At 64.3% G+C, this 19194-nt stretch carries 23 protein-coding genes; 18 read left to right on the forward strand and 5 right to left on the reverse strand.

All coding sequences use genetic code 11. The features are described 5' to 3' along the window. Positions 1-62: 62 nt before the first annotated feature. Together LNV28_RS04190 and LNV28_RS04195 are read right to left on the reverse strand one after the other, a co-directional pair. Positions 63-521, reverse strand: a complete 459-nt coding sequence (locus LNV28_RS04190) for a GNAT family N-acetyltransferase (protein ID WP_263516348.1) — start codon at positions 519-521, stop codon at positions 63-65. A gap of 5 nt (positions 522-526) precedes the next feature. Then, a complete protein-coding gene (locus LNV28_RS04195) occupies positions 527-3241 on the reverse strand; it encodes a patatin-like phospholipase family protein (protein ID WP_263516347.1) in 2715 nt (904 codons plus the stop codon). Positions 3242-3493: 252 nt separating this feature from the next. Between LNV28_RS04195 and modB the strand changes: the two genes are divergently transcribed. From modB to LNV28_RS04210, 3 genes are read left to right on the forward strand one after another with little or no spacing between them, the layout of a single operon-like run. Further along, complete coding sequence (gene modB / locus LNV28_RS04200) at positions 3494-4165, forward strand: molybdate ABC transporter permease subunit (RefSeq protein ID WP_263516346.1); 672 nt, start codon at positions 3494-3496, stop codon at positions 4163-4165. Then, entirely contained in the window at positions 4162-4872 is a 711-nt protein-coding gene (locus LNV28_RS04205; RefSeq protein ID WP_263516345.1) for an ABC transporter ATP-binding protein, read from the forward strand. The genes modB and LNV28_RS04205 overlap by 4 nt, the downstream gene beginning before the upstream one ends. Continuing rightward, positions 4869-5834 (forward strand): LysR substrate-binding domain-containing protein, encoded by a 966-nt coding sequence (locus LNV28_RS04210; protein WP_263516344.1) that lies wholly within the window; start codon positions 4869-4871, stop codon positions 5832-5834. Before LNV28_RS04205 ends, LNV28_RS04210 begins: the two co-directional genes overlap by 4 nt. 5 nt (positions 5835-5839) lie before the next feature. On the opposite strand, the gene LNV28_RS04215 is transcribed toward LNV28_RS04210, so the two are convergent. The 3 genes from LNV28_RS04215 to LNV28_RS04225 are packed head-to-tail and all read right to left on the reverse strand — an operon-like array spanning position 5840 to position 7319. Continuing rightward, entirely contained in the window at positions 5840-6256 is a 417-nt protein-coding gene (locus tag LNV28_RS04215) for a TerB family tellurite resistance protein (RefSeq protein ID WP_263516343.1), read from the reverse strand. Between the two features lie 33 nt (positions 6257-6289). Beyond that, the gene (locus LNV28_RS04220; protein WP_263516342.1) at positions 6290-6565 is read right to left on the reverse strand and encodes a TFIIB-type zinc ribbon-containing protein; all 276 of its coding nucleotides are present in this window, start codon (positions 6563-6565) and stop codon (positions 6290-6292) included. A 19-nt stretch (positions 6566-6584) separates the two neighbouring features. After that, entirely contained in the window at positions 6585-7319 is a 735-nt protein-coding gene (locus LNV28_RS04225; protein WP_263516341.1) for a Bax inhibitor-1/YccA family protein, read from the reverse strand. A gap of 259 nt (positions 7320-7578) precedes the next feature. Between LNV28_RS04225 and LNV28_RS04230 the strand changes: the two genes are divergently transcribed. The 15 genes from LNV28_RS04230 (at position 7579) to LNV28_RS04305 (ending at position 19179) form a co-directional block, all read left to right on the forward strand. Beyond that, on the forward strand, positions 7579-8670 hold the full coding sequence (locus tag LNV28_RS04230; protein WP_263516340.1) for a DUF3616 domain-containing protein: 1092 nt from the start codon (positions 7579-7581) through the stop codon (positions 8668-8670). 120 nt (positions 8671-8790) lie between these two features. After that, positions 8791-9309, forward strand: coding sequence for a YqhA family protein (locus LNV28_RS04235; RefSeq protein ID WP_263568737.1), 519 nt, complete (start codon positions 8791-8793; stop codon positions 9307-9309). A gap of 14 nt (positions 9310-9323) precedes the next feature. After that, positions 9324-10325 (forward strand): diacylglycerol/lipid kinase family protein, encoded by a 1002-nt coding sequence (locus LNV28_RS04240; protein ID WP_263516338.1) that lies wholly within the window; start codon positions 9324-9326, stop codon positions 10323-10325. Further along, a complete protein-coding gene (locus LNV28_RS04245; RefSeq protein ID WP_263516337.1) occupies positions 10322-11119 on the forward strand; it encodes a metallophosphoesterase family protein in 798 nt (265 codons plus the stop codon). Before LNV28_RS04240 ends, LNV28_RS04245 begins: the two co-directional genes overlap by 4 nt. Positions 11120-11253: 134 nt before the next feature. Next, positions 11254-11436, forward strand: coding sequence for a hypothetical protein (locus LNV28_RS04250; RefSeq protein WP_263516336.1), 183 nt, complete (start codon positions 11254-11256; stop codon positions 11434-11436). Between the two features lie 60 nt (positions 11437-11496). After that, on the forward strand, positions 11497-11931 hold the full coding sequence (locus LNV28_RS04255; RefSeq protein WP_263516335.1) for a tellurite resistance TerB family protein: 435 nt from the start codon (positions 11497-11499) through the stop codon (positions 11929-11931). A gap of 349 nt (positions 11932-12280) precedes the next feature. Further along, positions 12281-12403, forward strand: a complete 123-nt coding sequence (locus tag LNV28_RS04265) for a hypothetical protein (RefSeq protein WP_263516334.1) — start codon at positions 12281-12283, stop codon at positions 12401-12403. A gap of 8 nt (positions 12404-12411) precedes the next feature. Then, positions 12412-13404, forward strand: a complete 993-nt coding sequence (locus tag LNV28_RS04270) for a TerC family protein (protein WP_263516333.1) — start codon at positions 12412-12414, stop codon at positions 13402-13404. 141 nt (positions 13405-13545) lie between these two features. After that, a complete protein-coding gene (locus LNV28_RS04275) occupies positions 13546-13758 on the forward strand; it encodes a hypothetical protein (RefSeq protein WP_263516332.1) in 213 nt (70 codons plus the stop codon). A 133-nt stretch (positions 13759-13891) separates the two neighbouring features. Next, positions 13892-14368: a CopD family protein gene (locus tag LNV28_RS04280; protein ID WP_263516331.1), complete on the forward strand. Its 477-nt coding sequence runs from the start codon at positions 13892-13894 to the stop codon at positions 14366-14368. A 347-nt stretch (positions 14369-14715) separates the two neighbouring features. Beyond that, the gene (locus LNV28_RS04285) at positions 14716-15258 is read left to right on the forward strand and encodes a gamma carbonic anhydrase family protein (RefSeq protein WP_263516330.1); all 543 of its coding nucleotides are present in this window, start codon (positions 14716-14718) and stop codon (positions 15256-15258) included. Positions 15259-15322: 64 nt separating this feature from the next. Continuing rightward, on the forward strand, positions 15323-15541 hold the full coding sequence (locus tag LNV28_RS04290; RefSeq protein ID WP_263516329.1) for a hypothetical protein: 219 nt from the start codon (positions 15323-15325) through the stop codon (positions 15539-15541). Between the two features lie 751 nt (positions 15542-16292). After that, positions 16293-16826, forward strand: a complete 534-nt coding sequence (locus tag LNV28_RS04295; RefSeq protein WP_263516328.1) for a hypothetical protein — start codon at positions 16293-16295, stop codon at positions 16824-16826. Between the two features lie 329 nt (positions 16827-17155). Next, entirely contained in the window at positions 17156-17611 is a 456-nt protein-coding gene (locus LNV28_RS04300) for a formate dehydrogenase subunit gamma (RefSeq protein WP_263516327.1), read from the forward strand. Then, on the forward strand, positions 17611-19179 hold the full coding sequence (locus LNV28_RS04305; protein WP_263516326.1) for a formate dehydrogenase beta subunit: 1569 nt from the start codon (positions 17611-17613) through the stop codon (positions 19177-19179). Before LNV28_RS04300 ends, LNV28_RS04305 begins: the two co-directional genes overlap by 1 nt. Positions 19180-19194: the final 15 nt, after the last annotated feature.

Below are 19194 nucleotides of genomic sequence, written 5' to 3' on the forward strand. Positions count from 1 at the left end.
CCCAATGACGCCCATGTGAAGCCCCTCACCCACCCTCGATTCACGATTCACGATTCACCTGTTCACCCGTTCACCCCCAACACCGCCAACATATCCTGCCCTTCCGCATCCAAGCCCTCTTCGACAAAGCCATGGCGGGCATAGAGCCGGCGCGAGCCTTCGTTGTCCAGGTGGTAGCAGATCTCCACTTCACGCACCACCGGGTCGGCGGCGATCTCGCGGATGGCGGCCTGCAAAGCCAGGCTGCCCAGGCCGCGGCCCTGATGCGGCAGCGCAATCATGAAGCGCCAAATGGACACGCGCTGCGCCGACTGCGGCACCCACATCATGAAACCGACCAGCTCCGTATCGGCATGGATGGCACGCACCTGGTAGCCCGGGTTGTAGGCCGCCTCCAGCAAGGACCAGGTGTTGCTGGCCAGCATGTCTTTTTGCGGATCGCTCAGGGGCAGTTCGCAGATGGCCTCGTAGTTGTCGCTTGTGACAGGCTGCAGGGTGACTTGGGGTGTTGGGGTGTGCATCAATTTCAGAAGTAGTTGTCAGGGATGCCCTGCACGCCTGTGCCGCGCCGGGCCATGCGCAGCAAGGGCTTGCTGAGGCAGGCATCGGCCAAGCATGCCAAGGCCGACAGGGAGAAGATCAAAGTCACGGTCAAGCCGACAGCCCATGGCACCCAGTTCAGGGGCAGCAGGGCCAGCAAAGCCATCAAGCACCAAAGATTACGCAAGTAACCCAGCGTGCGCCGCAAGGTGGGTGTCCTGCGCCGCCACCATGAGCGCAAGCTCCCAGGCTTGGCAGTTTGCGATCCCAAAGCACGACGACACGCTTGAACGACACAGAAACTGGCCGCCATCACGAGAGCGGCACTGGCGGCAAGCAAGAGGGTCCAGCTGTGCAACTCGGAGGTCCATTGAACAAGACAACTGAACACGCCAGGTTCGGCCTGCTGCCAGGCCTTTTGACCCCACGGCAGCAAGGCATCCGTCACCCACATCCGCCAGCCATCACGGCTGAAGCCGAACAGCAGCGCCAGCAGGGCAAGGCCCAGAATCGACCGACGCCAGCCTGTGCCTCCGACGGCCAGCAGGCGCAGAAAGCGATGCTGGCCGGCATGCAGCAAGCGTTCGCGGCGGCGCATGGCAGCCGCGTCGCGAAATGGCGGCTCATACGGCGCCGCGGCACCGTAGCGCCAACCCATGTGTTCCGACAGGGGTGAGCCAGGCTCGCGCAGAGGCGCCAAGTTCTCTTCGGCCTGCAAATAGCCCTGGCGGATCAGCGCCTCGGCTTCAAGGTCGCTGAAGGCGTCGAGATCGGTGCGCAGGCGCGCCAGCAGGCGGCGCTCGCGCCAGTCGGCCTGAGTCAAGGTCCGGGCCGGCTCCGGCAGACGCTCGCACGGCGCCTGCTCCTCCAGCATCTGCCGCCCGCGCAAGAGGGGCACTCCGGAATCGATGCGGAAGTTGATCAGGACCTTGAGCGCTCGCAGACTCAGAAACTCTTTCGCGGATGCCCCCAAGGGCTCACCCGCGAGCCGCTCCGTCAGACGTGCTCTCTCGCGCAACTCATGGCGAAACAGATTCAGGGGCAGTTCGGACAGGATGGCGGTCAAACGCGTCGTCAAGCCCAAACGGCCCACCGAGGCCTTCAGCTGCTCGGTCTCGAAAATACCGCCAGGGTCACTGGCGATGATGAGATTGCACTGCTCGTCCAGCAGCGCCATCGTGCCCATATTGTCGAAAACACCGCCGTCGGTCAGGCCCAGGGTGCGCACGCGCCGGTCATCATAGAAGTCAGCCAACAAGTAGGGCGGAAAAACCGGTGGGAAGGCCGCCGAGGCCGTGACGGCCTGGGCCAGCGGCATGGCGTCCCACTCGACGCTGGCTCGGGGCGAAATCATCCAGGCGGCGCGCAGCTTGTAGACCTCCAGGATCAGCCGACACAACTGCGCCAAGGCCGGTGCCTGCAGGGGACGCTGGCTGAACTCCGGGCCAGGCGCCACCAAGGCAAAGCGCACAAGCGCACCCACACCCCGTTTCTCGTCAAGCCCCACCAGCGCTTCCCACAATCGCTCAAGATGCTGCTCGCGTGACAAGCCATCATCAACTGGCGGCTTGTGCTTCGGCCCCTCGATCAAGAACCAGGCCGCCGTCTTGAGCAGGCGAAGACGCCCCGCCTCGGCATCTGTGAGGGCTTGCACCAAGGCCTGGGCTTGAACACAGGCATCGTGCCCAAGCCCTTGCAGACACCAGCACAAAGCGGGTAGCAGACGCTTGAGCGGGGCGACCTCGCCCTGCCCCCAAAAGGCCAGCACCGCATCGGCCCAGGCCCGGTCGCCCCGCGCCAAGGTCGAAGGCGTCAATTCCGTGTCGTCCGGGTACAGCAGACGCTTGCGCGGCAAGAGCTCAGTCTCGATCTCTCCGTAACGCAAATGTCCGAAATACCACTCACCCAGTTCCGCATGTGAAAACCAGAAGCGCGCGCCGGAATTGAGCGAGGTGGCATTGATGATCCAGCGGGTCAGGGCCGAGCCCGGGGCCAGCCACGGAGACGGCGCCCACAAGGCCTGATGGTTGTAGTTTTCCGACCCACCTGCATCACTTGACGCTGGCGCACGCAAACGCAAGGCTCGAAGGGAAATGCCCCCATCCCAAGGTCTTGGAGCTTTTCCAGCGGCACGCATGAGTGCAGCTCGCAGCAGATGCCAACGGCTCCGAAACCGCGAGTGCGCCTGCATCCACAGGCGCCGCCACGCTTGGTGCACATCCGGCAACACCGGATCCTGGTAGCCCGTGGCTCGAACCCGCTTCACCGCCTCGGCCAAGAGTTCGCGCTCATAGACTTTGGCCATGGCGGTCGCCAGGGATGAGGGCCCGAAGAGTACCGACGCCAGCTTGAGCGGGTTCATCAACAAACGGTTGCGCAGATTGCGCTGCGCCGCGCGGCGCATGTCCTGCTCCACGCGCAGCACCACTTCCTTGTACTGCTCGTGGTTCAAGCCGGCCTGTCGAGGCGACAGCTGAGCCAGCATCGGCTGCTCCAGCTCCGCCTTCAGATGCATCAAGTACAGCGCCCCCACCACCGAGCCCCCGGAGACGGTAGACAGCACCTCGACATAACGTAGCAGGTCCAGCTCTGCCAAGCGGCGCAGCACGCCGACATGGAACAGCGAGGCACGAAAGCCTCCGCCGGCCAGGGCCAGGCCGAGCTTGTGGCGCGGTGGGCTGTGCGAAGACAGATCAGTCATGGCTGGATGGCTCTCATGCAAAGACTCCTCGGGCCGCGACTGTAAGGCCTGCAGCGCGACACGGCAGCCTTCGAAAACTCACTGAGGGAAATCACGGTTAGCCCCGGCTGGGCCTGTGCCCCGGCGCCGCTGCCTGCCACACTGTGGCAGGTCGCCCTCGTGCAGACACCAAGCGGGCCCGCAGGCCTGCGCTATATTGCGCCGCACCCCGCCGCCACTTTTCTCTCGGATTCGCCCTCCCCGCCCCTGCCCATGGATGCCGCCTGGATCGCACTGGCCCTGTCGCTCAAAGTGGCGGGCTGGGCCACGGCCGTGAATCTGCTGCTGGGCACGGCGGCCGGCTACGGCCTGGCGCGCTGGCGGCGCTTTCCCGGGCGCGAGCTGCTGGACGCGCTGCTGACTCTGCCCATGGTGCTGCCGCCCACCGTGCTGGGCTACTACCTGCTGGTGCTGCTGGGCCGGCGCGGGCCCATCGGCCACTGGCTGGACACGAATCTGGGCATCCAGCTGGTCTTCACCTGGCAGGGCGCGGTGATCGCTGCGGCCCTGGTGTCCTTCCCGCTGGTGATGAAGTCGGCGCGGGCCGGCTTCGAAGGCGTGGACGCGCAGCTGGAGCAAGCCGGCCGGGTGCTGGGCCTGGGGCCCTGGGCCCTGTTCTTTCGCGTCAGCCTGCCGCTGGCCCGGCGCAGCCTGATGGCCGGCCTGCTGCTGGCGTTTGCGCGGGCGCTGGGCGAGTTTGGCGCCACGCTGATGTTGGCCGGCAGCATTCCGGGCCAAACCCAAACCCTGTCGATCGCCATCTACGAGGCGGTGCAAGCCGGCCAGGACGAGAGCGCCAACTTCCTGGTGGCCCTGAGCTCCATCGTTTGCGTGGCGGTGCTGCTGGCGGCCGGTCGCCTGATGCCGGCACGGAGCCCGACATGACGCGGGAGCCTTTCTTCGAAGTGCAGATCGAGCAGCAGCTGCACAGCCGCCGCGGCGGCACTGCCTTCCGGCTGGAGCTGGCTTTTGAGAGCCAGCAGGCGCGCACCGTGCTCTGCGGCCCCTCGGGCGCCGGCAAGAGCCTGACCCTGCAAGCGATTGCCGGCCTGAACCGGCCCGACCGGGGCCGCATCCGCTGCCGGGGTCAGGTCTTGTTCGACAGCGTGCGCGGCATCGACCTGCCCGCAGCGCAGCGCGGTTTCGGCTATCTGTTCCAGGACTACGCCCTGTTCCCGCAGCTCGATGTGCGGCAGAACATCGCCTTCGGCCTGAGCAAGGGTTGGCTCAACCCATCACGGCGCGCACGCGACCCGCGCGTCGAGCACTGGCTGCAGGTGTTCGAGCTGGAGCACGTGGCCGGCCAACGGCCCGAGCAGCTTTCGGGCGGCCAGCGCCAACGCACGGCCCTGGCGCGCGCCCTGGTTGGCGAGCCGCAGGCCCTGCTGCTGGACGAGCCGTTTTCGGCCCTGGACCCGGCCTTGCGCGGCCGCCTGCGTGAGGAGCTGGATGCCCTGCTGCAGCGCCTGCAGATCCCCATGCTGATGATCACCCACGACCCCGAAGACCTAGCCTTCTTTGGTGGCCTGGCCCTGCAGCTGCAGGGCGGCCGCCTGGTGGGCCGCCCGGTGGACCAAGAGGCGCAGCCATGAACCTGTTCGTCTCGCTCAAATACCTGGTCGCGCTGGACGACCACAAGCATTTCGGCCGCGCCGCCCTGGCCTGCCATGTCACCCAACCGGCGCTGTCCAATGCCTTGAGGGCGCTGGAGGAAAGCTATGGCACGGCCATCGTCAAACGCGGCCGCAGCTTCGCCGGCTTCACCGAAGAAGGCGAGCGCGTACTGGCCAGCGCGCGCCGCACGCTGCGCGAGCAAGAGCTGCTGCAACAGGAGCTGGACAGCCGCAGCGGCGCGCCCAGCGGCCACCTGCTGATCGGCTCCGTGCCCACGGCCATGCCCATCGCTGCCCGCTTCGTGGCGCGGCTGCAGGCGCGCCACCCGGGCATCCGGCCGACGCTGCGTTCGATGAGCTCGGTCGAGCTGGAGGCGGGCCTGGAAAACCTGGCCCTGGACCTGGCCCTGGGCTACACCGAGCGCATGGAACAAAGCCGCGCCCAGCTGCGCGTGCTGCCCCAGTACACCGAGCACTACTTTCTGCTGCAACAGGCCCCGGCAGAGCCAAGCACTGCTGGCCTGCAGATCGGCGCTGAGATGCGCTGGCAGGATGCCGCCGCCCAGCCGCTGTGCCTGCTCAGCGCCGAGATGCACAACCGCCGCATCGTCGACCGCGCTTTTGCCGAAGCCGGCGTGACGAAGGTGCAAGCGGCGATCGAATCCAACTCCACCGGCGCCTTGGTTGCTTGCGTGGTCGCCGGCCAGGTCAGCAGCGTTCTGCCCGGCGCCCTGCTCGGCGAACTCCAAGCCTACGGCCCCGCCCGCTGCGGCCTGCAAGCGAGGCCCCTGGTGGCGCCCCAGGTGGCCGTGCCCATCGCCCTGATGCTGCACCAGGGCAGCCGCCCCTCACGCACGCTGGAAGCGGCCTTGGCGCTGGCCGAGGACCCGGCCTGGTTGGCGGAGGCGGCACAACACAGCGGCTTGTTGCAGGGGCGGTGAAGCCTTCAGTTTGGGGCGGTCGGCCGGAGCATCTCGCGGTGCAAGCCCCAATGTTCGACTGCGGCGACGAGCACGGTCGATTCGCCCTCGTCGACATGGGCGTCGGCCTCTGCAAGTGCAACGCAAATGCGCAACAAGGTCAGCCGCAACGCGGGGTCCTGGATCTCGCCCATCAGGTCGGCCAGCGTTCGTTCGTCCACCGGGCAGGCGCCGGCCCATTGCAACTGGCCGCTTGAAAGCAAGTCTTCGCAGAAGGTGTCCATCAGTGCGTGCAACTCATGCCGCTCCAGGCCCAGTTGCTCATGCACGGCCAGACGGTCCAGCCACTCGATTTCGGCGGCGCCAATGTCGCCGTCGGCCACCACCGTCAGGGCGACGATTCGAGCGGCGGCTTGTGGGCTGTTCGCGGGATAAATGCGCATGATGGTTCTCCCTTGGGTGCTGTCGGTCGCGGGTCAGTCGAAGATATTGCTCAGCCAGGATTTATTCCGGCCGCCCTGCGGGCTTCGGCCATGCTCGTAGTCGGAATCCTGGAACTGGGGCTGTGATCGGGCCGCACTGCCGCCGGACGGCGACGACGCTGCTGCCGTGGCCGCGGTCGAGCGCTCGATCAGCTTGTCGAGTTCGCCTCGGTCCAGCCAGACCCCGCGGCATTGCGGGCAGTAGTCGATCTCGACGCCCTGGCGATCGCTCATCACGAGTGCGGTGTCAGTACAGCTGGGGCATTTCATGGTGTGCTCCTGGTGAAGGTTATTCGTCTGAGCCGCCGAAGCCGAACAGGCTCAACAGGCTCGTGAACAGGTTGAAGATCGAGACGTACAGCCCGACGGTGGCCAGCACATAGTTGCTTTCGCCGCCGGTGACGATGCGACTGGTCTCGAACAGGATCAAGCCCGCCGACAGCAATGCCACCATCGCGGCGACGGCCAGGCCCAGCGCCGGAATCTGCAGGAACACCGCAGCCAAGCCGGCAATCAACGCGATGACCATGCCGGCGAACAGGAAGCCGCCCATGAAGCTGAAGTCGCGCCGGGTCGACAAGACCCAGGCCGACAAGGCCAGGAAGGTGGCGCCCGTAGCCGCCAGAGCCAGGGTCACGACTTGTGCTCCGCCGGGCAGCGCCAGCGATTGGGTCAACACCGGCCCGAGCGAATAGCCCATGAAGCCCGTCAGCGCAAACACCGCCGGCAGGGCCCAGCCGCTGTTTTTGAACTTGTAGACGGCAAAGAGCAAGCCGAAGTAGCCGCCCAGGGTGAGCAGGAGGCCCGGCGCCGGCAACTGGAACGCCACGCTGGCAGCGGCGACGGCCGCGCTGAACAGCAAGGTCATCGACAGCAAGGCATAGGTGTTGCGCAGCACACGGCTCGCAGCGGCGACATCCGTGGGTGTCGCGCTGCCTGCGGCGATTGGCGCCATATGCCTAGCCTGCTGGGCCTGCGAGGCTTGCGCGGGAACGGTCGAGGGGATGGGTAGTTTGGTGTTCATGGTTGTGAGTCCTGAGGTCGTTCGAGTTCAGCGTTCGTACTTGAAGAGCACTTACATCGCAAATCTCCACCGCTTGAAGGACAGACCGAATATGGGGCGCCAGGGGGTTCTGAAAAAGCAGGCTTTCAAGGACGCGAACATCGGATAAACCTGAACACAGACGAGCGCTTCGGTCGCACACTCCGGGGTTCGGCGGCTCGCTCCAGCGCGCTTGACAGCTCGCGAGCCTTCTGACCCGTCAACCTTTGAGAAGCACCCGATGCCCAACGCTCGAACCGCCAATGCCGTCCGTCTGGAGTTCGCTCCTGAATCCCTGGTTCAATCCAATCTGTCCGGCGCGGCCTTCACCGGCGACTGGCTCTGGGTGGCGGGCGACGAAGCCTGCGGCCTGGACCGCCTTCGCCGGCTCGACCCCGTGGGGCGCGAAGCCTTGCGCTTCGGCGAGGTGCGCGACTTCCCGCTCGCCGAACTGTTGGACCTGCCCGGCGCGCCCGAGGAAGAGGCCGACCTGGAAGGCATGGCTGTAGCTGACGGCTACCTCTGGGTGGTCGGCTCGCACGGCCTGAAGCGAAAGAACGCCAAAGCGGAGCGGGACCATGCCGACAACGCCAAGCGACTGGCAAAACTGGCGCTTGACGGCAATCGTCGCCTGCTGGCCTGCCTGCCTATCGAGTTCGACGCCAAGGGCGAGCCCTGCCTGGTGCGGCAGGCCCAGGACGGACGTCGGGCGCTGCGACTGAAGGGCGATGCGCAAAGCAACCTGCTCACGCGTGCGCTCGCCGATGACCCTCACTTCGGCCCGTATATGGCCATCCCGGGCAAGGACAACGGCTTCGACATCGAAGGCCTGGCGGTGGACGGCCGCCGGCTGCTGCTCGGCCTGCGCGGCCCGGTGCTGCGGGGCTGGTCGGCGCTGCTGGAGATCGCGGTCGAGACCCGCGGTGAGCAACTGCGCCTGGCGCCCCTGGACGAGAGCGGCACCCTGATCCGCAAACACTTCCTGCAACTCGACGGCCTGGGTGTGCGGGACCTGCACTTCTCAGGCGACGACCTCTACATCCTGGCCGGCCCGACCATGGTGCTGAACGGCGACATTCGCGTCTTCAAATGGCCTGGCGCCCGGCCCTTGCTGGCTGCCAACCGAGAGCCGGTGCGCTTCGAGTCGGCATTGACCGAGTCGGTGCCGCTGCCACACGCACGCGGAACCAACCGCGCCGAGGCCATCTGCCAACTGCCGGCTGAACTGTCCGGCAGCAGCAAGGCAAGCTGGCTCGTCCTGTACGACGCACCCGGCGCCGATCGCAAGGAAGGCGATCACACCGTCTTCGGTGACCTGCTGCGCCAGGTTTGAGATCGACCGCCCCGGTCTTACTCAGCATGTCCCTCTGACGATCTGGATCGAGCAGCCACAGAAGCTGCGGTCAGATCGTCGCTTGAATTCAATGTCAGCTCTATTTAAAAGTTAACAACAATGGAAAAGCTACTCTCAGGGGTTGGTTCGATGCTCTACGGCATGCGATTCACCATGCTGTTCTTCTATGTGGGTCTGGTGGCGATCATCTTCGGCATCCTGGGCAAATTCCTGCTGGAGACCTACAAGCTGATGAGCACCTTGCTCTTTGGCGACCTTGAGAAGATCGACCTGATCATCAAGGTGCTTGAGCTGGTGGACATGACGATGGTGGCGCAGCTGGTGTGGGTGGTGGCGCTTGCTGGTGTGTCGCTGTTCGTGACCACGGGGCACTTCGACAAAAAGGACATGAAGAAGCCCGACTGGCTGGACCACGTCAACACCTACAACCTCAAGTTGAAGCTGGCCTTCGCCATCATCTCGATCTCAGGCGTGCATGCCTTGAAGACCTATCTGAGTGGCGACTTGAGCTTGGAGAATGTCCAGGTCATCACGATGGTGGCCGTCATCCACTTCACCTTTGTGCTCTCTGCCATCGGCATTTCCTTTGCAGAACGTTTGACGCGGGAGAAGACCTGAACGCTTCAAAGGCCATGGCCGTGCTCCCCGAGATCGACCTCGCGTCGCCGCTGCAGTTCGTCATCAATGCGGCAGCGGGCAGCAGCGATGCGCGGGCGAAGCGCGACGTCGTCGAGGCCGCGCTGCTGGCAGGCGGACGGCGAGGTGACTTGCTGTTCTGCAGCCCTGCCGAGTTGAGCTGCGTGTCGCACGAGGCGGCGGCGAGGGCGATCGCCACCCGCACAGCCGTGGTCGCCATCGGTGGCGACGGCACACTCAACACCGTGGCGCAGGCCGCACACGCCGCAGGCTGCGCCATGGGCGTGGTGCCACAGGGCACGTTCAACTACTTTGCCCGCACGCACGGCATAGCCGAGAACCCGGCCGATGCCGTCCGCCAGCTGCTGTGTTCGGTGCCAACGCCGGTTCAAGTGGCCGGCATCAACGAACGGGTGTTTCTTGTCAACACCAGCCTCGGGCTCTATCCCGACCTTCTGCAAGACCGGGAAGCCTTCAAGGCCCGCTTCGGTCGCAGCCGCTGGGTCGCTTTCTTGGCAGCCTGTGCGACTTTGCTGCGTGCGCAGCGCCGTTTGCGACTGCACATCGAGATGGGTGGCCAGGCGCGCGAGGTGCAAACCCTGACGCTCTTCGTGGGCAACAACCGCCTGCAGCTGCAGCAGTTCGGCGCGGAGCCCGATGACACCCTGGCGGGCACACCAGGCGAGGGCAGCATGGCCGCGCTCGTGCTGCGGCCTATCGGGACACTGTCGATGCTCGGCCTGATGTTGCATGGCGCCATGGGCAGGCTGGGTGAAGCCGCAGGCGTGGAGCGCTTCGAGTTCGAGCACTTGGTGGTACGGCCGACGCTGCCGCAAGGCCGCCGCGGGGTGAAGGTGGCCTTCGATGGCGAGGTGACGATGATGCGCGCGCCGCTCGACATCAGGGTGCTCACCAAGCCCCTCTATCTGCTGAAGCCAGCGCGCGACGCGGCCCTCATCATCGACGCACGGGCCTGTGCCGAAGGGGCTGCGCCTTGAGCGTTCTGCTGCAGATTTCCGACACGCACTTTGGCACCGAGCAGGGCGCAGTCGTAGATGCCCTGGGCACGCTGGCCCAGCGGCAGCGTCCTGATGTTCTTGTGCTGTCGGGGGACATCACGCAGCGCGCTCGTCCGGCCCAGTTCCGCGCGGCACGTGCGTTCGTGGACCGCCTGGGGGCGCCGGTGCTGGCCGTACCAGGCAACCACGACATCCCGCTCTTCGATCTGTGGGCGCGGCTGCGCAAACCCTATGGACGGTACAGCGCCGCCTTCGGCACCGATCTCGAGCCGGTGCATCGCTCTGCGGAACTCTTGGTCGTGGGCGTCAACACCACGCGACCCTGGCGACACAAAGACGGTGAGCTGTCTGCGCTGCAGATCGACCGTGTGGCCCGACTTCTGAAACAGGCCGACCCTGGCCAGCTGCGCGTGGTCGTGGTGCATCAGCCTATCGCCGTCACGCGCGCCGAGGATGAGCCCAACAGACTGCGCGGGCATGCGGCCGCTCTGCAGCATTGGGCTGAAGCCGGCGCCGACCTCGTCATGGGCGGGCACATCCACCTCCCCTACGTCATGCCACTGCCAGGCCTGGTGCGTCCGCTGTGGGTTGTGCAGGCGGGCACCGCCGTGTCGTCCCGGGTGCGTGATGGCTCACCCAACTCGGTGAACCTTCTGCGCTGGGGTGCGGATGCGGCGCCGGGATGCTGCCGGATCGAGCAGTGGGACTACGAGGCCGACGACCAGGCCTTCCGGCTCACCAAGATCAGCGAGGTCCGGCCAGACCGGTCATGAGTGCGGCCTTGCGCCCGTCGCATCATGTTTCGGCGAGTTCGTATTTTCCTGAGTTGGAATCTCAAAAATATCGGTTCTTCAGAACTTTGATTGGATGCATATTCCAGCCTTTGATCACTTCCGAGCCCATCACCATGAAGCCTTCTCTGCGTTTTTCGTCCCTCATGCTTGCCCGGATCAGGCAGAGCCTTCACTTGCTGAAGGAGGAACTCAGGCAGTGGGCGCCTCAGCCGGCGCCGGTGCTCGTGCCCATCCCGATCCAGGCCGCGCGTCGTACACGTCAGTTTGACCGGCGGCATCCCGCCCGAGGCGACTGAGCCCAGAACACAGAACACAGCTTGTCAGCCCAAGCTTGGGTTCTTCAAGGGAGAGCCATCGTGCGTAGCTACCCCCGCAACAGCCCGGAAGCTGCCGCGCGCATCGTCGCCTTGGTGCTCATCTCCGACGGTCAGGTGTGCAGTTCCGAGTTCGAGATCCTCAAGCAGTTGGGCGCGGAGCGCGAACTCGGGCTGGATCCGCAGCTGCTGCCTCACATCGTTTACACCTTGCGTGAAGAGCTGCGGGCGGGTGGCTACGAGACAGACTCGCTCATCGGTCAGGTCGATAGCAGCGAGATGACGTCATTGATGGCCGAGATCTCCGATCCGGTGCTGCAAAGGACAGTGTTGCGTCTATCCCTGGCGGCGGCGCGAGCCGATGGCCACCTGGCCGATGGCGAAGCCAAGGTCGTGGAGGCCGCACGGCACCATTGGAAGCTGATCGATGGAGAGGAGCCGCTCTCCAAGAAGGCGGCCCGTGGCAACGCTCGCTGATGGGGGGCGAGCTGTACGCGCTCAAGGGTGCGTTCAAGGGCGAGCCGCAGCCAGCACCAGCATCACCAGGGGGTGGTGCTGACCGCGACCTGCGCGGATGGCGTGGATCACCTCCATCACACCATCGCTGCTGCCCAGCTGAAGGTCTACACGCCATGTCCAGCTTTTCGGCGATGCCGAGGCAGCCCACCCTCCTGGGTGAGGACCCAGAAGTCATTGAGAAGACGGCCGTTCAGCTTCTGGATTTCAGTGCTGAAAAACCGAAGTTGAATTGCGCATCAGCTTGGTTTATTCGAAACGTGTAGATCCCCACACTCCGACTCACCCGAACGCTACAGCGAGCCCGATCATGTTCTACGCCCTCAGCGGCCTCCTCCTTGTGCCCCGGCCCGCGCTGTGGTGCCGCTATGGCGGTGGCAGATCCGAGGCCAAGGCGAGCCTGTCGCTTGCCGCCGTTGCCGCAATCCCTTGAGGTGAATCATGGACTTCCTGCATCCCTTCCTCACAGCCGACTTCATGGGCACGCCCACCTGGGTCTGGCTTACCTTCGCCGGCATCGTCATCGCGCTGCTGGCCTTTGATCTGGGCGTTCTGCACAAGGACGACAAGGAGATCGGCGTTCGCGAGAGTCTGCTGCTGTCGGCCGGCTACATCAGCGTGGCGCTGCTGTTCGGTGCCTGGGTCTGGTGGTATCTGGGCGCACAAAGCGGCATGGACTACTACACCGGCTTCATGATCGAGAAGTCGCTGTCGATGGACAACGTCTTCGTCATCGCTCTGATCTTCAGCTTCTTCGCCATCCCGCGGCAGTACCAGCACAGGGTGCTGTTCTGGGGCATTCTGGGCGTGATCTTGCTGCGCGCACTCATGATCGGCCTGGGGGCAACACTGGTGAGCCAGTTCAGCTGGGTGCTCTACCTGTTCGGTGCCTTCCTGATCTTCACCGGCATCAAGATGTGGATCATTGCCGACCACATGCCCGACATCGCCAAGAACCCACTGCTGAAGTTCCTCAAGCGCCATGTGCGCGTGACTGAGGGCTTGCGCGGCAATGCCTTCTGGGTGCGCGAGACCGACACCCGGACGGGCAAGCTGGAACGCTTCGCGACACCGCTGTTCCTGGCGCTTTTGCTGGTGGAGTTCGTCGATCTGATCTTCGCGGTTGATTCGGTGCCGGCCATCTTCGCGATCACCACCGACCCCTTCATCGTCTACACCAGCAATATCTTCGCGATCCTGGGCCTGCGCGCGCTCTACTTCGCGCTGGCAGCAATGATCCACCGCTTCAAGTACCTGAAGTACGCGCTGGCCCTGGTGCTGGTGTTCATCGGCAGCAAGATTTTCCTGGTAGGCATCATCGGCAAGATCCCGGCGGTGATCTCGCTCAGCGTGACCTTCGGCCTGATTGCCGGGGGGGTCCTGGTGTCGCTGTGGAAGACGCGCGGGCAGCCCGCGGTCGCCGAGTCCACATGACGCTGCCGAACGTGCAGCAGCCTCGCGACGCAGCCGCTGCCATCCATGAGGAACGGGGTCGATGCAGGCGATGGCGCAAGCCCACGGCACTGAGGCGCACGACCTTGCAACTGCTGGCCATGCCCCTGCCTGCCACAAGGGGTGGCCAAGCTCGAATTGCTGCGCCACTGGGCCCTGCCGGTGCGGGTCGGCTTGGCTTCTGCCTACACTCTGGCCGGGCGCCACGCCCGGGCCCGACCGAGCCATCTCGCCAAGTCCGGCCCAGGGTGGGCGACGGCGCTCGCGCTTGGGCTGATGGCCGTCATCGTCGCGATGCCGATTCCCTCGGCAAGCTGTTTGCGGCCGGGGCGCTGATGTTCATCGAGCGGGGGCCGGTGTTTCGCGATGGGCTTGGCAGTGGCGGCCACGAAGGGCCTGCTGCCGCTGGCATGGGTCTGGGGTGGCGAGTGGCTTCTGGACTGGGTTTGAACTTGAATGGAACTGATCGATGATTTACGCGACTCTCAAGACTTTGCACGTGCTGTCCATCATCGTTTGGATCGGTGGCATGGTGTTTGCACACTTCTTCCTACGACCGGCGGTCGCTCAACTGGAAGCACCGCTGCGGCTGCGGCTGATGCACGATGTGCTCGGGCGCTTCTTCCAAGCGGTGCTTGTGGCCTCGCTGCTGACTCTGGCCAGCGGCGTGTGGATGCTGGGTCGTGTGGCCAAGCAAGTGGTGCAGTCGGGGGGCAACTTCGAGATGCCGCTGGCCTGGACCGTCATGGCGGTGCTGGGCGTCGTCATGGTGGCGATCTTCATGCACATCCGTTTCGCGCTTTACAAGAGGTTCAGCCGGGCTGTAGCAGTGTCTGAGTGGGCCGCGGCTGGCGCGGCCCTGGCGCAAATTCGCACCTGGGTGTCGGTCAACCTCGGCCTGGGTGTCCTGGTGGTGCTCGTGACGCTGATGCGCTGGTCGACGTGAGTCCGGAGCCGGCAGATCATTGGCCACATACTGGCGCATAACTGTTGCGGACAAGTACGAGAGTAGGTTTTTGATTCGAATCGAGGATTTGAATGGGTGGTCCACATTTGACTCGGCACCGTTGGAGCAGCAGTTGCTGCTCCAGAGCCGGGGTGGCCTGGGCAAGGAAAGCTGCATGGTGCAGGGCTGCAGCCAACTCGTCGTCCTGAGTTCTGCGTTCTGCCTTGCGCACACCTATGAACGAGGTGTCCGAAAATGAGCTTTAACCTATCAGTCAAGCGCGGACCGCCTGCGGCGTCCGATTACTCTGGACGTTTTTCGGTGCCACACACACCACCCGCTCAAGCATGCCTTTAAGCACATACCTCGGCGCTCAGCCATCTCTTGCAGCAGGCGTATACGTCCATAGCTCAGCCCAAGTGATAGGTGACGTGAAAGTCGGTCGCGACAGCTCTATTTGGTGTAACACCGTGCTGCGGGGGGACGTCAATCACATCGTCATTGGAGATTGCAGCAACATCCAAGACTTCGCCATGGGACATGTGTCCCACAAAAGCACGGCGAAGCCGGCCGGCTCGCCACTCCTCATCGGAAACTACGTCACCGTCGGGCACTCGGCGATCCTTCATGGATGCACGATCGGCGACGAGTGCCTCATTGGGATGGGCTCGATCATCATGGACGACGTCGTCATCCAAGCCCAAGTCATGGTGGGTGCAGGCAGCCTTGTGACGCCGGGAAAGGTGCTTGAAAGTGGCTACCTGTGTGCAGGCCGGCCGGCAGTACGAGTGCGGGCACTCACCGTGGAAGAGATGGGGTATCTCAAATACTCGGCCGAGCACTATGTACGCGTCAAAGACAAGTACGCGGCCGAAACAAGCGGCGGATAGAACAGCCCTCTGGAGTACTGCTGTAATAGTAGGTTAGTCAACACCAGATCAACCCGTGGGAATCATGGCCGGCTTCATTGTTGCAACGCCCGCCAGGGCATCACGGTACGCCAAGCGGATCTACGAACCCGATGTGGGACAGGAAATCACGGGCCTGCTCAGACCATTTGAGCACAAGGGAATCACCGATCTTGAGATCGGATTGCTGCGGGCAAATCCTGACCTCTTGCATGACAAGACGGCAGCCGGTGAGCTCCAAATGCATCAAGACCCGAGGGCGTGATGACAAGAATCCGCCAGCACGTGGCAATCAAGTCCGTCGTTTCTTGCCCGAGCGGCTCGACCGCAGCTGCCCGAATGAATGCATGCGCCACGCCATCGATTCACCGCGTTGCAGGCAGCTGAACAGCCAGCGCATCTGAGCGGTAGAGCCGGTGTTCGATAACGCAGTCCACAGGCGGCACAATCGCGCTCAGGCGCCGGAAAGGCGGCTCACAGGTCCCGATCCTCAGATGAATCCAAAAATTCGCCTTCGCCGACATTCACGCGCCCAGAGTGGTGCGGGAGGTTGGGGATTTCGGGTTATTGGACAACCTCGTTAGACAGCACATGAACCGAATCGCCCAAGCGGCTCGATCTGTCGCCAAGTTCAAGTTCAGGATTCTTCGGCGAGCCACCATAAGGAACATTCCTAGCTCACGCTTTGAGCCTATCCTATCAACACTCATCGCAGAAGGATGGCGCGCCAAGTCAACATATTCCGGCTTCGACGAAGGCGTCGACTACAGCCGCCTCTCTTTGCGCCGCGGCTTCACGTTCCTGAAGTGCGAGTGGGACAACTGGACCGAGTGGAGCATTGAAGGTTCCAGGCTGGTCATCGAGAGTTTGGCCGCACGGAATGGACTCCATGTGTGCTATCAATGGCGCTGGAGTGACCATAACGAGTAGTCAAATGAGGCTGTCTCGCTGTTTAACCCTGCGCTTGATCCGGCCCGCAACGGCTCGCGGCGCAATTTGAGCGTTATGCACCATCGATGCGCAACTATCCAATCTACTTTCTTGCCTGCATTCAGGCCATCTCTCCGGCTGGCCTCAGAGCCGATGAGTTGCCGTGTCCACGGAAGACGACGAGGATCGTTGAGCTTCAGGACTCGATCAAGCAGCCGTGCCTGGCTGTGATTGGCGATCGCGCAACGGTCGTCCTTGATCTGAACCTGGTTCAAGGGTACGCCGCCAACACCATTCACAGCCATCCGAACGAATCGCATCTGTCGAATTTGTTCGCCAATCGCGCCAAGCAGCTACTCTCTATCGCTGAAGCACCCAGCGACGGCAATTGCGCCACAGTGAGTCAACGAAGTCTCTCGGATGCCCTGCATTTCCTTGGATTCCTACTTGAACGCGGCGCTGCCGTGGTGATTCCTAGCGGCTCAGACCAGCAGGTCCAGTCCATATTGGTGCGAGACAACATTGGATCCTGCGGAAAACACTTCGGCGGAGTCTCAACCCGGTTCTTTGGAATGCCCAACGGGCATTGGTTTCTCACTTTCCCCACCGCAATTTCATAGGCTTACGTCATGCTTTAGCAGTTCTTAGGGGAGAAGGCGTCAAGCCGGACTACAAGACCTTCCCTCCGTTTCAAGCTCCTATAGCAAGACTTGACCCTTCGGGGTCTTTTCTCATTTTTCGACCTGTGTACAGAATAGCGGCAACGCAAGAAGGAGCCGCCTGAGCATCTACAAAGGGCATCGCAGGTCGCGGCTCGCTTCTCCGCTCGGCCCGTGCAAACCCTGATTCCCCAAACTGATCGCCCCATTTCCGGAATGAATTGGACAAGTCGCTCCGTCTGAGCGACCCTCCCTCCGCCAGCTTTTTCCCGCCTGAACAGCCCCTACCCATGAACGAACTCTCCGTGTCCGAACTGCTGGCCGAGCACCCGGCCCGAGACGGCGCCCTGCTGCCCCTGCTGCATGCCGTGCAGGAAGCCCTGGGCCATGTGCCGCCGGCCGCCGTGCCCCTGATTGCCGAGCACCTTAGCCTGTCCCGGGCCGAGGTCCATGGGGTGATCAGTTATTACCATTTCTTCCGCAGCACAGCGCCGGGCAAGCAGGTGCTGCAAGTCTGCCGTGCTGAAGCTTGCCAGGCGCGCGGCGCCGAAGCGCTGCTGGCCCATGCCGAGGCGCGCCTGGGCTGCGCCTCGCACCACACGCGCGCCGATGGCGCGGTGATGCTGGAGCCGGTCTACTGCCTGGGTCTGTGCGCCTCGGCCCCGGCCCTGCAGATCAACGAGCGCCTGCACGCCCGCATGACGCCAGCCAAGCTCGACGCCCTGCTGGCCAAGGAGGGTCTGTGATGACAAGCGCTATCGTGACGAGAGTGTTTGTGCCGCGCGATTCCGCCGCGCTGGCGGTGGGAGCAGACGAGGTGGCCGAGGCCTTGCGCCATGAATGCCAGTGCCGTGGCCTGACCGTCGAGCTGGTGCGCAATGGCTCGCGCGGCCTGTTCTGGCTGGAGACTCTGGTCGAGGTGCAGACGCCGCAAGGCCGCATCGCCTACGGCCCGGTCGAGGCCGCCGATGTGCCGGGCCTGCTCGATGCCGGCCTGCTGCAGGGCGGCGAGCACCCGCTGCGCCAAGGCGTGACCGAGCAGATCCCCTTCCTGGCCCTGCAAGAGCGATTGACCTTCCGCCGAGTCGGCATCATCGACCCGCTCTCGCTGGCCGACTACGAAGCCCACGAGGGCTGGGCCGGCCTGCGCCGCGCGCTCAGCCTGGACGGCAGCGCCATCATCCAGGAGATGCTGCACTCGGGCCTGCGCGGCCGCGGCGGCGCGGCCTTCCCGGCCGGCATCAAGTGGAAGACGGTGCGTGAAGCCAAGGCCGACCAAAAGTACATCGTTTGCAACGCCGACGAAGGCGACTCGGGCACCTACTCCGACCGCATGACCATGGAGGGCGATCCCTTCATGCTGATCGAAGGCATGACCATCGCCGCGCTGGCGGTGGGCGCCACCGACGGCTACATCTACATCCGCTCCGAGTACCCGCATGCGATCGCCACGATGAACGAGGCGATTGCCCGCGCCACGGCCGCCGGCTTCCTCGGCGACAGCGTCTGCGGCAGCGGCCACGCCTTCCATCTGGAGGTGCGCAAGGCGGCGGGCAGCTATGTGTGCGGCGAAGAGACCGCCATGCTGGAGAGCATCGAAGGCAAGCGCGGCGTGGTGCGCGCCAAGCCGCCGCTGCCTGCGCTCTCAGGCCTGTTCGGCCAACCGACGGTCATCAACAACGTTATCACCTTTGCCAGCGCGCCCATCATCATGGCGCGCGGCGCTCAGGCCTACCGCGACTTTGGCGTGGGCCGCTCGCACGGCACCCTGCCCTTCCAGCTGGCCGGCAATATCAAGCATGGTGGCCTGGTCGAGAAAGCCTTCGGCCTGACGCTGCGCGAGCTGCTCTACGGCTTTGGCGGCGGCACGGCCAGCGGCCGGCCGATCAAGGCGGTGCAGGTCGGCGGCCCGCTGGGCGCCTACGTGCCCGAGTCGCAATGGGATGTGCCGCTGGACTACGAGGCCTACGCGGCCATGGGCGCCGTGGTCGGCCACGGCGGCATCGTCGTGCATGACGACACGGCCGACCTGTCCCAGCTGGCCCGCTACGCCATGGAGTTCTGCGCCATCGAGTCCTGCGGCAAGTGCACGCCCTGCCGCATCGGCTCAACCCGCGGCGTGGAAGTGATCGACCGCATCCGCAGCAACCAGAACCGCGCCGAGCAGGTGATCCTGCTGCGCGACCTCTGCGACACCATGACCCACGGTTCGCTCTGTGCCATGGGCGGCATGACGCCGTTCCCGGTGCTCTCGGCGCTGAACCACTACCCGCAGGACTTCGGTCTTGCCGCGCCCGACCAGGCCGCGGCCTGAGCCCAGGAGCAAATC

Source organism: Paucibacter sp. DJ2R-2 (assembly GCF_025717675.1).
Taxonomy (GTDB): domain Bacteria; phylum Pseudomonadota; class Gammaproteobacteria; order Burkholderiales; family Burkholderiaceae_C; genus Paucibacter_A.